Source organism: Pseudomonas sp. MDT1-17, assembly GCF_054898105.1.
In genome coordinates this window covers 2396786-2412225 of sequence record NZ_JBUBVM010000001.1, presented here as the reverse complement: position 1 = coordinate 2412225, position 15440 = coordinate 2396786, and the positions used below count along the sequence as shown (strand labels likewise).

Sequence of the window (15440 nt, the reverse complement as noted above, 5' to 3'; positions counted from 1 at the left end):
TGAAGGTGAGGGCCTCATCGCGAGCAGGCTCGCTCCCACAATTGATCTTTGGTGCACACAAAATTTGTGTATTACCTAAATCCACTGTGGGAGCGAGCCTGCTCGCGAAGGGGCCGGAACTTTCAACACTAAAACTAAAGGCTGCCCTCACTCAACAACCGATACCCGACCCCCGCCTCGGTGACGATGAACCGCGGCTGGGTCGGGTCGTCTGCCAGTTTCTGGCGCAAGTGCCCGACCACAATCCGCAAATAGTGAGTGTCTTCGGTATGGGTCGGCCCCCAGATGTCCTTGAGCAGTTGCTGCTGGGTGATGACCCGCCCAGGATGTCGCGCCAGTTGCGCCAGCACCGCGTATTCCTTGCGGGTCAACGCGACTTCGGTGCCATCGAGCAGTACCCGGCGATAAGCCAGATCGACGGTCAACGGGCCGAAGGTCAGCGCCGCCGTTTGAGCTTCTCCCGCCGGTGCCTGGCGCAACAACGCACGAACCCGGGCCAGAAATTCCTGAATACCAAACGGTTTGGTCACGTAGTCGTTGGCGCCGCCATCGAGCGCTTCGACTTTCTGCCCTTCACTGGCACGCACCGAGAGCACCAGCACCGGCACCGTCGACCACTCGCGAAACTCGCGCAGCACTTGCTGGCCGTCCATGTCCGGCAAACCGAGGTCGAGCACCAGCAGGTCCGGTTTATTCAGCGCGGCCTGGGCCAGGCCTTCGGTTCCGGTACCGGCTTCGAGTACTTTGTAGCCCTGGGAGACGAGGCTGATGCGCAGGAATTTGCGGATCTGCGGTTCGTCGTCGATGACCAAAATGGTCGCGGTCTGGCTCATGAATTCACATCAACACAAAGAGGTGGCAAGAGAGTAACGCAAGCGCGATCAGGCTTCACTTTCGGCTCTTAATTTTCAAAGGCCGGCTGAGCCTGCAACGGCAGGTGCAAGGTGATGCAGGTGCCCCGCCCTTCGATGCCATCGGCGACGCTGATCCGCCCGCCATGGGCACCGACCATGCCCTGACAAATCGCCAGCCCCAGCCCTGTGCCCTGCCCGCCACGATCACCGCGCGCGGCGGTGTAAAACATGTCGAAAATCTTCGCCCGTTCTTCGTGCGGAATCCCCGGTCCTTCATCGCTCACCGAAAAAAACAGCTCGCGGTCATCAGCCCCGGTGCGTAATTGCAGGCGGCCGTGCAACGGTGAAAAACGCGCGGCGTTCTCCAGCACGTTGACCAGCGCCTGTTCGATCAGTGCGGCGTGGACGTAAAGCAGCGGCAACTCCGGCGGCACTTCGGTGGTCACCTGCAACGGCGCCAGCACGGCGCGCAGACGATTGAGTGAACTGCCGACGATGTCGGCCGGCGACACCCAGTCCCGCGCGAGCTTCAGGGCGCCGTGCCCGAGGCGGGTCATGTCCAACAGGTTTTGAATGTAGCGATCGAGCCGTTCGGCTTCATCGCGAGTACCTTCGAGCAGTTCGCGGCGATCCTCCAGCGGGATCGCTTCACCGAGGGCCAACAGGCTGTCGATGCTGCCGCGCATGGAGGTCAGCGGCGTGCGCAAATCGTGGGACACCGAGGCCAGCAAGGCACTGCGCAGTTGCTCGGTTTCGCCGTGCAGCCGAGCGGCTTCCAAGTCTTCGGCCAATTGCGCACGCGCCAGCGCCTGGGCCAGCGGCTGGCTCAACGCGGTCAACAAACGGCGACGCTGACCGCTCAAGGTCTGGCCCTCTTTGGCACACACACCGAGCAATGCCAGCGGCCCGTCTTCCACCGACAACGGCCACCACCACCAACGCCCGAACGGCAGCGTGCCGGTGCCCGCGCCCGCCGGTTGATCGTGTTGCCAGGCCCAATCGGCGGCAGCGCGCTCGGCTTCGGAAAACTCGAGCGGGCCACCGGTTTCAACTTTCCAGCCACCCTGCCCGTCTTGATTGAGCAGGCACAATTGCAGATCACTCCAGCCGTTGAGGTGCTGGGCCGCTGCGTTGACCACCGCCTGACGGTCGGTGGCGGCCGTGAGTTTGCGTGACAGGTCGAGCAGTTCGGTGGTTTCTTCCTGAGTGTCGCGCAGGGCTTGTAACTGCCGCCGCTGTCGGGCCGCGAGGTTACCGGTGAGCGCCGCCATCAGCAGGAAGAACAACAAGGTCAGCACGTCTTCTTCGCGCTGGATGCTGAAAGAGAAAGTCGGCGGAATGAACAAAAAATCGTAGGTCAGAAACGACAACGCCGCACAGGCCAGCGCCGGGCCGAGGCTGCTGCGCACCGCCACCAGCAACACCGCGGCGAGAAACACCAGCGAGATATTGGGCAGCGGCAACACACTCGCCACCGCCCAGGCCAAGGCGCTGGCGAGCACCGTCGCCATCAGCGCCAGCGCGTAGTCGAACCACACCAGCGTCTGCGCCGAACGCTGACGCGGCTGATGCTGTTCGTGATCGCTGTCGAGGACGTTGATTTCCAGCCCGCGCGCATTGCGCAGCAAGCGTGACGCCAGACCGCCGCCGAACAAGCGCCGACGCAACCGCTGCCGGGACTGCCCCACCAACACCAGGCTCGCGCGACGTTCGGCGGCATGCTGGATCAGGGTTTTCGCCACTTCACCCGCGCGCAGCAGCACGACTTCGCCACCGAGGCGTTCGGCCAGTTGCTGGGCACTTTGCAGACGCAGGCGCGATTGCTCGTCACGCACGCTGCCGTTGTCCACATGCACCAGGCTCCACGGCAAATGCCGACGCTGGGCGACGCGACTGGCGTGACGCACCAGACGCTCGGCTTGTGCATCACCATCGACACCGACCAACAGGCGACCGCGTACCGCTGGCGCCGCTTGACCGAGCTGGCGATAGCCCTGGGCCAAATCATCATCGACCTGAGCGGCGGCGGTTTGCATCGCCAGTTCACGCAGGGCCGTGAGGTTGGTCTGAGTGAAGAAAGCATCGATGGCCGCCCTCGCCTGCTCCGGCACGTAAACCTTGCCATCGCGCAGACGCTCGAGCAGCTCGCGCGGCGGCAGGTCGATCAGCAGCAGTTCGTAGGCCTCTTGCAGCACCCAGTCCGGCAGGGTTTCGCGGACCTGCACGCCGGTGATGCCACGCACTTTGTCGTTAAGACTTTCCAGGTGCTGGACGTTGACCGTGGTGAACACGTCGATGCCGGCGGCGAGCAGTTCCTGAATGTCTTGCCAGCGTTTGGTGTGGCGACTGCCGGGCGCGTTGCTGTGGGCCAGTTCGTCCACCAGCACCAGTTTCGGTTTGGCGGCGAGCAGGCCGTCGAGGTCCATTTCTTCGAGCATCACGCCACGGTATTCCGAGCGCACCAACGGCTGCTGCGGCAAGCCGCCGAGCAGCGCTTCGGTTTCGGCGCGGCCATGGGTTTCGACCACGCCGGCAATGACTTTCACACCCTGGCGCAGTTGGGTGTGTGCCGCTTGCAGCATGGCGTAGGTTTTGCCGACACCGGGTGCGGCGCCGAGAAAAACCTTGAGCCGGCCACGGCCGTCCCGGGGCAGGTCTGCTAACAACGCGTCGGCGCGGCCGGAGTCACTCATCTGTCATTGCCTTGTTCGATTTTGGATTGTGTGCTGCCTTAAAAGATCGCAGCCTTCGGCAGCTCCTACAGGGTGTACGCCATTCAATGTAGGAGCTGGCGAAGCCTGCGATCTTTTGATCTACAGCTTTTCCAGCGCCGCATTCAACGCCAGCACATTCACCACCGGCGGCCCCACCAACGGCTGCTCGATGTGCGCATCAAGCAACTGCTGAAGGGTCGCCACCGGCAGATTGCGCGCCGCCGCAACACGCGCCAGTTGATAGACAATCGCTGCCGGTGGCAAGTGGGGATCGAGACCGCTGCCAGAGGTGGTCAACATGGCCAATGGCACTGGACCCTGGCCTGGCACCTGCAGTTTATTGGCATCGTCGATCACCCGAGTGGCCAGGGCCGGGTTGCTCGGCGAGAGATTACTGGCACTGCTCGACACGGTGGCAAAGGCACCGGCCGATGGCCGTGGATGGAACCAGGCGTCACCGACGAAATCCTGGGCGATCAGTGAGGAGCCGCGGACCTTGCCATCGGCGTCGTGTATGAGGCTGCCGTTGGCCTGGTCCGGAAATGCGACCTGGGCGACACCAGTGACTACCAGTGGATAGGCGACGCCGGTGATCAGGGTCATCAGGACGAGCAGGCTCAGGGCCGGGCGTATCATTGTGGACATTTCAGAATCCTCGAATTCAATGAACAAGTCAGCGTTTATTCAGCTACGCCGTGGTGCATTCATCGCGAGCAGGCTCGCTCCCACAAAAGCACCACATTCCCATGTGGGAGCGAGCCTGCTCGCGAAGGCGGTGTGCCTGGCACACCGCAAAGGGTCAAACCAAATGCAACGCAGTGAGCAGCATGTCGATCGCCTTGATCCCCACAAACGGCACCAATAGCCCGCCCAATCCATAGATCAATAAATTGCGACGCAGCAACGCCGCCGCACTCGCCGCCTGCACGCGCACGCCGCGCAATGCCAACGGAATCAGCACCACAATGATCAAGGCGTTGAACACAATCGCCGACAGAATCGCGCTCTGCGGACTGCTCAGGTGCATGACGTTCAGCACGCCCAGTTGCGGGTAGATCGAGGCGAACAGCGCCGGCAGAATCGCGAAGTACTTGGCCACGTCGTTGGCGATGGAAAACGTCGTCAGCGCGCCGCGGGTCACCAGCAGTTCTTTACCAATCTGCACCACGTCCAGCAGCTTGGTCGGGTCGCTGTCGAGGTCGACCATGTTCGCCGCCTCGCGCGCCGCTTGCGTCCCGTCGTTCATCGCCATGCCCACGTCCGCCTGGGCCAGGGCCGGAGCGTCGTTGGCGCCGTCGCCGCACATGGCGACCAGGCGACCGTCGTTCTGCTCGTGGCGAATGCGCGCCAGTTTCTTCTCCGGCGTGGCTTCGGCCAGCACGTCATCCACGCCCGCTTCGGCCGCAATCGCCGCAGCGGTCAGCGGGTTGTCGCCGGTCACCATGACCGTGCGAATCCCCAGTTTGCGCAGCTCGGCGAAACGCTCGCGGATGCCGGGCTTGACCACGTCCTTGAGGTGGATCGCGCCGAGCAATTTACCGTCGGCGCAGACCAGCAACGGCGTGCCGCCGCTCTGGGCGATCTTGTCTATTTCCCGGGACAGCGGCGCGGCCAGGTCGGCGCGTTTCAGGCCGACGAAGGTCAGCAGCGAATCCACCGCGCCTTTGCGATAGACCCGGCCCTGATAGTCGACACCAGACAGGCGGGTTTCAGCGCTGAACGGCACGGCGGTCAGCACCTCGGGGGACGGCTCGGGTTGCGGGTGAAGACCGCGCAGGTACTCGACGATGGATTTACCTTCAGCGGTGTCATCGGCCAGCGAGGCGAACAACGCACCCTCGGCGAGTTCCTTGACGGTAACGCCAGGTGCCGCGTAAACCGCGGTGCAACGACGGTTACCGAAAGTGATGGTGCCGGTCTTGTCCAGCAGCAGGACGTGTACGTCCCCCGCCGCTTCCACGGCGCGACCGGATTTGGCGATCACGTTCAGGCGCACCAGACGGTCCATTCCGGCAATACCGATGGCCGACAACAGACCGCCAATGGTGGTCGGAATCAGCGTGACCAATAACGCCACCAGGAACACCAGCGGCAGGCTGCCGTTGGCGAAGTGGGCGAACGGTTGCAGCGTGACGACCACCAGCAGGAAGATCAGGGTCAGGCCGATCAGCAGGATGTCGAGCGCCACTTCGTTCGGGGTTTTCTGGCGTTTGGCGCCTTCGACCAGGGCGATCATGCGGTCCAGCGTCGACTCGCCAGGATTAGCAGTGATCCGCACCAACAACCAGTCTGAGACCAGCCGGGTGTTGCCGGTGACGGCCGAGCGGTCGCCGCCGGACTCGCGAATCACTGGCGCGGATTCACCGGTAATCGCCGCTTCGTTGACCGCCGCGATGCCTTCAATCACCTCGCCGTCACCGGGGATCATTTCCCCCGCTTCAACACGGACCACATCGTCCTTGCGCAGGCTGGTGGCCGGCACCACTTGAAAGGCACCGTTGCTGGTTTTGCGTCGAGCGCTCAAGCCTTCGCTACCGGCCTTGAGGCTGTCGGCGCGGGCCTTGCCGCGACCTTCGGCCAAGGCTTCGGCGAAGTTGGCGAAGAGCACGGTGAACCACAGCCACAGCGCGATTTGCGCGGCGACAAAGGTCGGCACCGCCGTGTCGGGAATGAAGCACAGCACGGTGGTCAGGATGGCGGTCAGTTCGACCACCAGCATCACCGGCGCACGCTGCAATTGCCGTGGGTCGAGCTTGACGAAGGCTTGCACCAGCGCCGGGCGCCAGAGGGCCGAGATCGCGGTTTTCGGTTGTTCCGGCGCCTTGACGGTGGCGGTTTTGGTTACGGGCATATTCATCATTAACTCCTTAGAAGCCCATGCTCAAGTGTTCAGCAATCGGACCAAGCGCCAGCGACGGCAAGAAGGTCAAACCACCCACCAGCAAAATGGTCACGGTCAGCAAGGTCACGAACAGCGGGCCATGAGTCGGGAAGCTGTTCTGGCCGATCGGTGCGGCTTTCTTCATCGCCAGGCTGCCGGCCAGTGCCAGAACCGGGAGGATGTAACCGAAGCGACCGATCAACATGCCAAGTCCCAGCATCAAGTTGTGGAACGCGGTATTGGCCCCGAAGCCGCCAAACGCCGAACCGTTGTTGGCACTGGCCGAGGTGTAGGCGTACAGCAACTGGCTGAAACCGTGAGCGCCGGGGTTGCTGACTGCTGCGACCGGGCCGGGCAGGCTCGCGGCAATCGCGCCGAGCACCAGCACGCCGACTGGCATCACCAACAAGGTCACCACCAGCAGCTGGACCTCTTTGGCTTGCAGTTTCTTGCCGAGGTATTCCGGGGTGCGGCCGATCATCAGGCCGGCGAGGAACACCGCGATCAACACGTTCAACAACATGCCGTAGAGCCCGGCACCGACGCCGCCGAAGATCACTTCGCCGACCATCATGTTGACCATCGCGACCATGCCACTCAGCGGGTTAAGGCTGTCGTGCATGCCGTTGACCGAACCGTTGGACGCCGCGGTGGTAGTCACCGACCACAGCACGGTGGCGGTGGTGCCGAAGCGCGCTTCCTTACCCTCCAGCGGTGCGGTCTGTTCGACGGCGACGTTGTTCAGGGTCGGGTTCGGCTGGTATTCAGCCCACAGCGACGTGGCGCCGCCGATCAGGAACAACGCCAGCATGCAGGCGATGATCGCGCGGCTCTGACGCAGGTCTTTCACGTAGTGGCCGAAGGTGAACACCAGCGCCACAGGGATCAGAATGATCGAGCCGACTTCAAACAGGTTGCTCCACGCCGTCGGGTTCTCGAACGGGTGCGCCGAGTTGACGCCGAAGAAACCACCGCCGTTGGTGCCCAGTTGCTTGATCGCAATCTGACTGGCGGCCGGGCCAAGCGGGATCACCTGATCGACGCCTTGCATCGTCACGGCATTCACGTAGTGCGCGAAGGTTTGCGGCACGCCCTGCCAGACCAGATACAGCGCCAGCAGCAGGCACAGCGGCAGCAGGCCGTAAAGGGTGGCGCGGGTCATGTCGACCCAGAAGTTGCCGAGGGTCTTGCTCGACTTGCGGCCGATCCCGCGACACAGGGCAACCAACACGGCGAGGCCGGTGGCGGCGCTGACGAAGTTCTGCACGGTGAGGCCGACCATCTGACTCAGGTAGCTCAGGGTCGCTTCGCCACTGTACGACTGCCAGTTGGTATTGGTCATAAAGCTGACGGCGGTATTGAACGCTTGCGTCCACTCTTGACCCGGCAGGTTCTGCGGGTTCAGTGGCAAGTGGTCCTGGAACAACAGAATCGCGAACAACAGCAAAAAGCCCGCGAGGTTGAAGGCGAGCAAGGCCAGGGTGTACTTCTGCCAACTCTGTTCGGCCTGCGGATCAACGCCGGCCACCCGATAACATCCACGCTCCACCGGTCCGAGGATCGGTGAAAGCCAGGTTCGCTGTCCTTCCATCACCTTGTAGTAGAAGCGCCCCAGGAACGGTGCCGGAATCAGCACCACGGCGAAGAAGGCGAGGATCAGCCAATAGTCATAACTGTGCATAGCCGCTCCTAGTTCCGGTCCGCGCGCAACAGCGCAACCAACAGATAAATGAACAGCCCCACTGCCAATAGCAGTGACACCCCGTCCAGAACGCTCATGGAAATTCTCCGTGTTACGGCGTATTGCCGCGTGTGGAGCCATTGTCGGCAGGGAGGCTGTAAAGGAACGAGACCGAGGGGGTTGGCTGTGCATAAAGAACGCGTAAAGAGTGGGTTTATGCCGGCGTTACAGCGGTGTTCTGACGGGCCTCTTCGCGAGCAGGCTCGCTCCCACAGGGGATCGGCATTGTCTGGACGACTGCATTCCAAATGTGGGAGCGAGCCTGCTCGCGAAGGGGCATAACAAGCGCTGCTGCTCCCAACTGGCGCAAAAAAAGCAGTCATCCAGCACCGAACATCCGCGATACGACAGTTTTCAGCGCTTTGCGACGCACAAATACAAAATGGCACGCCCGCTGCAAACACCCTCCCCCGAGCTTTCCAAACCGTTCAGGGAGCAAACGCATGAACACACAACTCAAACCCACGCTGGGCACGCTGCACCTGTGGGGCATTGCGGTCGGGCTGGTGATTTCCGGTGAGTATTTCGGCTGGAGTTACGGCTGGGGCGTGGCAGGCACACTCGGTTTTCTGGTGACGTCCTTTATGGTCGCCACGATGTACACCTGCTTCATCTTCAGTTTCACCGAGCTGACCACCGCGATCCCCCATGCCGGCGGTCCCTTTGCCTACAGCCGTCGCGCCTTTGGCGAGAAAGGCGGATTGATCGCCGGGCTGGCGACGCTGATCGAATTCGTCTTCGCCCCGCCGGCCATCGCACTGGCAATCGGTGCCTACCTCAACGTGCAGTTTCCCGCCCTCGATCCGAAGCACGCAGCGGTCGGCGCCTACATTGTGTTCATGGGCCTGAACATCCTCGGGGTGAAACTGGCGGCAACCTTTGAACTGGTGGTCTGCGTACTCGCAGTAGCGGAACTGCTGGTGTTCATGGGCGTGGTCGCCCCGGCGTTCAGCTTCAGCAATTTTGCGCTCAACGGCTGGGCCGGTTCCGATGTGTTTGGCGCCCCGGCGATTGCCGGGATGTTCGCGGCGATTCCGTTTGCCATCTGGTTCTTCCTGGCCATCGAAGGCGCCGCCATGGCCGCCGAAGAAGCCAAGGACCCGAAACGCACCATTCCGAAAGCCTACATCAGCGGGATTTTGACTTTGGTGGTGTTGGCCATGGGCGTGATGTTCTTTGCCGGCGGCGTCGGTGACTGGCGCACCCTGTCGAACATCAACGATCCGCTGCCGCAAGCGATGAAAACCGTGGTCGGCGAAAACTCGGGCTGGTTGCACATGCTGGTGTGGATCGGCCTGTTCGGCCTGGTGGCGAGTTTCCACGGAATCATCCTTGGCTACTCGCGGCAGTTCTTCGCCCTTGCCCGTGCCGGTTACCTGCCGGCATCCCTGGCCAAGTTGTCCCGTTTTCAGACCCCGCACCGGGCAATCATCGCTGGCGGCGTGATCGGCATTGCCGCGATCTACAGTGATGGTTTGATCAACCTGGGCGGCATGACGCTGACGGCAGCGATGATCACGATGGCGGTATTCGGGGCGATCGTGATGTACATCATGAGCATGCTCAGCCTGTTCAAACTGCGCAAAACCGAACCGAATCTGGAGCGTACCTTTCGCGCGCCTTGCTACCCATTTGTGCCGATGATTGCGCTGGTGCTGGCGGTGGTCTGCCTGGTGGCGATGGCCTGGTTCAACACGTTGATCGGGCTGATCTTCCTGGGCTTCATGGCGGTGGGGTTCGTGTACTTCATGCTCACGGCACAGTTGCGCGCGGATGCACCGGTGGACGCGATGCTGACTGGCTTATAAAGACACGATCCGCGTAGGAGCTGCCGAAGGCTGCGATCTTTTGATCTTTAGCAATCGTAATGATGCCAAAATCAAAAGATCGCAGCCTGCGGCAGCTCCTACAAGGATGTACGGTGTCTACGGCAGATCAGGCATAGAATGGAACCACTGCGAAAATGAATCGCTCAAAGTGGTATGCACGATCGGTTGGCGAAACCCGTCAATCGGCCTGCCCTTAAGGAGAGCCCTATGCCCTGGTATGCCTGGTTGATTCTGGTCGTTGCAATCGGCTCGATCGTTGGTGGTTTGATGATGCTGCGTGACACCGCCAACAAGGTCGATCTGACCGAGGAGCAACGCAAGCGCATCGCTGAACGCAACGCGGAAGCGGATGCCAAGGATGCGCAGGACCGCTAGATCAAAAGATCGCAGCCTTCGGCAGCTCCTACGCGAAGGCTGCGATCTTTTTGCTTCTTACTTTTCCCACTCCGCCTTGGCGATGTGCAGGCCATGCAGCCCTCTATAGGCCGCTCGTTCCGGTTGGCTCCAGCCCTCAAGCAACGAATCCTCCACACGATAAATCTCAACCCCTAGCGGGCGACACACGCTCAGCGGATCCTGCGCATCCGGCCCCCACATGGCCAGCGACAGGTCACCGCCCGGACAGGTCGAGAGTGCACACAACAGATCGATTTCTGCGAAAAATTCCAGGTAATCGCCCTTCTGCGCCGGACAGGCTTTCATGAAATACATGTCGTCGTGATTCAGGCCCGTGCACTGGAAAATGTTCAGCACGTCATGCACGTCAAACTCGGTCAGGCCATGGGGCAGCACCGCGCGGGTCAGGTTCGAATGGCAGTGATGATGGAAGTCTTCGCCGGTAAGCATTTTGTTCACATAGGGGTCGCAGCGGGTGCCGAGCAAATCATGCAAGCGACCGCCATGTTCATCGATCCCGTAGCCGGCCAGGCTGTCATCGGTGATGGTCACCAGCGGACGTAAAAACGGCAGGTTCGACCAGAGCCGGTCATGGGTGCTGACGTGTGCGCCTTGTAATTGCCGGGTGCGTGCCGCCCACAAACGCTCCCGTGGATCGTTGGCATTCCAGACGTTGAAATCGCCCACTTGCGGACCGACGGGAGTGGTCACCCGGAACACGTGCCCGGCCGGCACTTTCCAGGCGCGACCGGTGCGGATCGGCACCTCGAATTCCTCGATCAGCGTGCGCCCATCCTTCTTGTCGCGAATCCGCTCGTAGAAGGCTTTGTCCACCTGCAAGGCTGAGCCTTTGCTGACTTGATAGGCCGCCGGATAGTCTTTGTACATGGCACGAATCCTCGATCAATGATGGGAAGAACGGGTAAGCATCTGCAACAGGAGGTGTTCGGAATCGTCGAGATAAAGGCTCATGGCGTCCTCGGCCGCGCGTTTGTCACCCTCGGCCAGCCACTCATGTATGTGCCGGTCGCGCGCCAGCCAGGGCGCCTGAAAACTTGATTCGTCAGGAGCAGTGCAGAACACCAAACGCAGTTGCGCGACGACGTTGGTGAAGAACTCATCGAACAGTGGACTGCGCAGCAATCCGACGATGTGTTGATGAAAAGCCAGGCTGTGGGTGCCGACGGCGCGCCAGTCCTCGCGCTCCCGGGCCAGCTCGGTGGCCTCCAGGGCTTCGAGCATCCGGTCGGATTGATAATCGCGCAGCGGCTGACTCGCGCTGATGGCCTGCAGCTCCAGGGTGCGCCTGACCTTGAACAGATCCCGCACGTCCTCGACGCCCAGCCTGCGCACCATCACACCTTTGTTGCGCACATAACGAGTGAGGCCTTCCTGCCCCAGACGGTGCAACGCTTCGCGGATGGTATTGCGGGAGGCGTTGTAGGCAGACACCAGATCGTTCTCCACCAACGCCATGCCGGGCAGCAAACGACCGCCAATGATGTCGGCGCGCAACTCAAGTGTGATGTGGTCGGCGAGGGACAGTCCGCTGTTCATACTCATTGCCTCGTGATTGTTCAACAATCGTCAATTAATGAGCAATCACTATTCGTGCCAATTAATTCGAAACAGCAGAATGGAGTTGGACGCATCTGCATGCTTTTTAGAAGTAGAAGTACAGTCACCATCCCATTTTCATTGGTTAAGATGGCGCATTGTTGCGGAGACACACGATGCGTTACTCGCAGAACCATAAAGCCCAGACCCACGAACGCATCATCAAGGAAGCTTCAGCGCGCTTTCGCCGCGATGGCATTGGCGCGACCGGTCTGCAACCGCTGATGAAAGCACTGGGCCTGACTCACGGTGGCTTCTACTCGCATTTCAAGTCCAAGGACGAACTGGTTGAAAAGGCTTTGCAAGCCGCAGGCGAGCAGGTCGATATCATTTGCGCCGAGCTCTTCGCTCAGGATCGCCCGCTGGAGGCGTTCATCGACGCCTATTTGTCCGAATGGCACCAGACCTCGCCTCATGAGGGTTGCCCGCTGCCGACCATGTCATCGGAACTCGGCCTGCGCGGGCAGCAGAGCCCGACCACTGACGCGGTGCTCAACGCACGGCTCGAACAAGTGCAAGGCACCCTTGAAGACGACGGCGTCGCCGCTGACCAAAGCATCGTCATCATGTCGACGTTGGTCGGGGCGTTACTGCTGGCACGGAGTGTCGAGAATCCAGAGCTGGCTCAGCGGATTCTCGACGTGACTCGCGCCTACCTCAAACAAACTCGGGACTAGCCCTCCCAACGCTTGAACAGCACGCTGGCATTCACCCCACCAAATCCAAAGCCGTTGGACAGCGCGTATTCGATTGCCATCGGCCGCGCCTTACCATGGACGATGTCCACGCCTTGGGCAGCGGGGTCCGGGTTATCGAAGTTGAGGGTGGCCGGCACGACCTGATCGCGAATTGCCAACAGCGTGAAGATCGCCTCGATACCGCCCGCTGCGCCAAGCAAATGCCCGGTGGCAGATTTGGTCGACGTCACCGCAATTTTGTTATCCGTGCCAAACAACGCCTTGATGGCCGCCAACTCCCCCAGATCCCCGACCGGCGTCGAGGTCGCGTGAGCATTGAGGTGTTGCACCTGCGCCGGCGAAATGCCCGCCTGGGCCAACGCCAGCGACATCGCCCGGCGCGCACCGCTGCCATCCTCGGGACCCGCCGTCAGGTGATAGGCGTCGGCACTGGTGCCGTAACCGACCAACTCCGCCAGCGGCTGAGCACCGCGGGCCAAGGCATGCTCCAGGGATTCAATCACCAGAAGGCCTGCGCCCTCCCCCATGACAAAGCCATCGCGGCCACTGTCGAACGGCCGCGAGGCAAGCTCCGGGGTTTCGTTGTAACCACTGGACAAGGCGCGAGCCGCGGCAAACCCGGCAAGACTGACGCGATCAATCGCCGCTTCCGCGCCGCCGCACACCGCAATGTCCGCCTCGCCACAACGAATCAGCCGCGCCGCATCACCAATCGCCTGCACCCCGGCCGCGCACGCCGTCACCGGAGCACCCAACGGGCCCTTGAAACCGTGCTGAATCGAGACATGACCCGCAGCGAGGTTGACCAGAAATGAAGGAATGGTGAACGGCGACAAGCGTCGCGGTCCACGGCTGTCCGTGGTGCGCACTGCATCGGCAATCGCACCGAAACCACCCACGCCAGAACCGATAATGGTTGCAGTACGCTCCTGGTCATTGGCGTCCGCTGCTTTCCAACCAGCCTGTTCCAGCGCCTGACGCGCCGCTTCCATGGCGAACATAATGAAGCGGTCCATCTTCTTCTGCTCTTTAGGTGCCGTCGCCCGATCCGGGTCAAAACCCGCCTCGGGATCGTCCTCCAGCGTCGGCACTGCACCACCGACCTTGGCCGGCAAATCGGCAACCACCTCGTCCGGCAAATTGCGCAACCCGGAACGCCCGGCCAACAGACGCGACCAGACAGCTTCGACGCCAGAACCCAGTGGAGACACCAGGCCCATGCCCGTTACAACTACTCGACGATCACTCATACCGCAAATACCTCAAGCCGATTCATGGTGCCTCACTTGTAACGTGCGGCGGCCTTACTTTTGGAAAGATTCGGCGCCATCACATGACGCGCCGCAACGAAGGCATCCCAGTCGGCCGCATCCGGCAACGAAGGAATGGTGATCAACTCACCCTGGTCCAGACCCGACAACGCCGCATCAACCATCTCCCCGGCTTCCATCACCATATCCGCCGGAATCTGGGTAGCGTCGATACCGGAGCGTTCCCAGATTTCGGTGCGTGTTACGCCTGGCAACACGGCCTGCACCTTGACCCCTGTGCCCTCCAGCTCGGCGTTCAGCGACTGCATCAGACTTAACACATATGCCTTGCTGGCGCTGTAAGTTGCGTTGAAGCGCTCTGGGAACAATGCCACCACTGATCCGATGTTGATGATCGTCCCGCGACCCGCCTTGGCAAAACTGGCGGCCGCGGCCGATGCCAATCGCGTGACCGCTGTCACGTTCAATTGAATCAAGCGTTCCAGCTGATCCATGTCGGAATTGGCCAACAACCCATCAGCGGCAACACCGGCGTTATTCAGCAACAGGCTGATACTCGAATCACTGCGAAGACGCTGCTCAATCTTCAACACATCATTTTTTTGCATCAGATCCGCCTTGAGCACTTCGACCTGAACGCCATGCTCGGCGCGCAACCTGGTCGCCGCTGCTTCCAGCCGCTCTTGATCACGGGCGACCAACAACAAATCAAACCCACGTGCCGCCAACCGCTCAGCGTAAATCGCACCGATACCGGAAGAAGCACCGGTGACAAGGGCTGTACCTTGGGACTGAACAGAATTCATGACTGTGCTCCTGTGAGATGCCAAAGGGAAAGACAAGCGCCCGAGGCTCAGAACGCTATGGCGGAAAGTCTTTTATTATAGGCATAATCTGAACGGCATATGATAGACGTAATTTTTCTAACATCGACGAAAGGTCTGCCCTTGTAGGAGCTGCCGAAGGCTGCGATCTCCTGATCTTCTGATGAATTCATCTCGTCAGAAATGAAAAAAAGGCCGGTCAATGACCGGCCCCTGGCGCTGACATATAAGCTTAGTTCACCTCAAGCTTCTCGCGATTCTTATCCAGAATGGCTTTACCGATCCCCTTCACTTCGAGCAACTCGTCCAAGGACGCAAACGGCCCATTACTCTCACGATAAGCAACAATCGCCTTGGCCTTGGCTTCCCCCACACCGGACAACTCGCGCTGAAGGGTTGGCGCATCGGCCTGATTCAGATCGACCTTGTCGGTCTGTGCCTTGGGAGAAACTTCCAGCACCAAAGGTGCATTGCCAGCCTCAGGCTTGGCCGTCGGTGCAGCAATGGCCGCAATAGAAGCGCTGGTGAGCAGGGCAAAAACCAGAGAGTAGAAATAGCCAGTACGCATAAATGACGCTCCATGACATCGATTGAGAAAGCAGCTTTTCCGAAGCT

General features: G+C 60.9%; 14 protein-coding genes. 3 read left to right on the top strand and 11 right to left on the bottom strand.

Going from position 1 to position 15440, the window contains the following annotated elements; genetic code table 11:
• Window positions 1–134: 134 nt before the first annotated feature.
• The 6 genes from ACYZTX_RS11175 to kdpF all read right to left on the bottom strand — a co-directional run bounded on the left by ACYZTX_RS11175 (window position 135) and on the right by kdpF (window position 8228).
• Window positions 135–833 (bottom strand): response regulator, encoded by a 699-nt coding sequence (locus tag ACYZTX_RS11175; RefSeq protein ID WP_462034098.1) that lies wholly within the window; start codon window positions 831–833, stop codon window positions 135–137.
• A 68-nt stretch (window positions 834–901) separates the two neighbouring features.
• The gene (locus ACYZTX_RS11170) at window positions 902–3547 is read right to left on the bottom strand and encodes a DUF4118 domain-containing protein (protein ID WP_462034097.1); all 2646 of its coding nucleotides are present in this window, start codon (window positions 3545–3547) and stop codon (window positions 902–904) included.
• Between the two features lie 120 nt (window positions 3548–3667).
• The gene (kdpC, locus tag ACYZTX_RS11165; protein WP_462034096.1) at window positions 3668–4213 is read right to left on the bottom strand and encodes a potassium-transporting ATPase subunit KdpC; all 546 of its coding nucleotides are present in this window, start codon (window positions 4211–4213) and stop codon (window positions 3668–3670) included.
• Between the two features lie 154 nt (window positions 4214–4367).
• Window positions 4368–6425, bottom strand: a complete 2058-nt coding sequence (gene kdpB, locus ACYZTX_RS11160; RefSeq protein ID WP_462034095.1) for a potassium-transporting ATPase subunit KdpB — start codon at window positions 6423–6425, stop codon at window positions 4368–4370.
• Between the two features lie 10 nt (window positions 6426–6435).
• Window positions 6436–8130, bottom strand: a complete 1695-nt coding sequence (gene kdpA / locus ACYZTX_RS11155) for a potassium-transporting ATPase subunit KdpA (protein ID WP_462034094.1) — start codon at window positions 8128–8130, stop codon at window positions 6436–6438.
• An 8-nt stretch (window positions 8131–8138) separates the two neighbouring features.
• Entirely contained in the window at window positions 8139–8228 is a 90-nt protein-coding gene (gene kdpF, locus ACYZTX_RS11150; RefSeq protein ID WP_007899818.1) for a K(+)-transporting ATPase subunit F, read from the bottom strand.
• Window positions 8229–8633: 405 nt separating this feature from the next.
• On the opposite strand from kdpF, the gene eat reads away from it, so the two are divergent.
• Window positions 8634–9998: an ethanolamine permease gene (gene eat, locus ACYZTX_RS11145; protein ID WP_462034093.1), complete on the top strand. Its 1365-nt coding sequence runs from the start codon at window positions 8634–8636 to the stop codon at window positions 9996–9998.
• A gap of 228 nt (window positions 9999–10226) precedes the next feature.
• Window positions 10227–10394, top strand: coding sequence for a DUF2897 family protein (locus tag ACYZTX_RS11140; protein ID WP_462034092.1), 168 nt, complete (start codon window positions 10227–10229; stop codon window positions 10392–10394).
• A gap of 57 nt (window positions 10395–10451) precedes the next feature.
• On the opposite strand, the gene ACYZTX_RS11135 is transcribed toward ACYZTX_RS11140, so the two are convergent.
• The gene (locus ACYZTX_RS11135) at window positions 10452–11303 is read right to left on the bottom strand and encodes an urea carboxylase-associated family protein (protein ID WP_462034091.1); all 852 of its coding nucleotides are present in this window, start codon (window positions 11301–11303) and stop codon (window positions 10452–10454) included.
• 15 nt (window positions 11304–11318) lie between these two features.
• Complete coding sequence (locus ACYZTX_RS11130; protein ID WP_462034090.1) at window positions 11319–11972, bottom strand: GntR family transcriptional regulator; 654 nt, start codon at window positions 11970–11972, stop codon at window positions 11319–11321.
• Window positions 11973–12148: 176 nt separating this feature from the next.
• Here ACYZTX_RS11130 and ACYZTX_RS11125 point away from each other — a divergent pair, with 176 nt between their 5' ends.
• Window positions 12149–12709, top strand: coding sequence for a TetR/AcrR family transcriptional regulator (locus ACYZTX_RS11125; protein ID WP_462034089.1), 561 nt, complete (start codon window positions 12149–12151; stop codon window positions 12707–12709).
• On the opposite strand, the gene fabF is transcribed toward ACYZTX_RS11125, so the two are convergent.
• From fabF to ACYZTX_RS11110, 3 genes are all read right to left on the bottom strand, one after another.
• Entirely contained in the window at window positions 12706–13980 is a 1275-nt protein-coding gene (gene fabF, locus ACYZTX_RS11120) for a beta-ketoacyl-ACP synthase II (RefSeq protein WP_462034088.1), read from the bottom strand. The two genes, ACYZTX_RS11125 and fabF, sit on opposite strands and share 4 nt — an antisense overlap.
• Before the next feature lie 32 nt (window positions 13981–14012).
• On the bottom strand, window positions 14013–14807 hold the full coding sequence (locus tag ACYZTX_RS11115) for an SDR family NAD(P)-dependent oxidoreductase (RefSeq protein ID WP_462034087.1): 795 nt from the start codon (window positions 14805–14807) through the stop codon (window positions 14013–14015).
• A 250-nt stretch (window positions 14808–15057) separates the two neighbouring features.
• On the bottom strand, window positions 15058–15393 hold the full coding sequence (locus tag ACYZTX_RS11110) for a ComEA family DNA-binding protein (RefSeq protein WP_462034086.1): 336 nt from the start codon (window positions 15391–15393) through the stop codon (window positions 15058–15060).
• Between the last annotated feature and the right edge of the window lie 47 nt (window positions 15394–15440).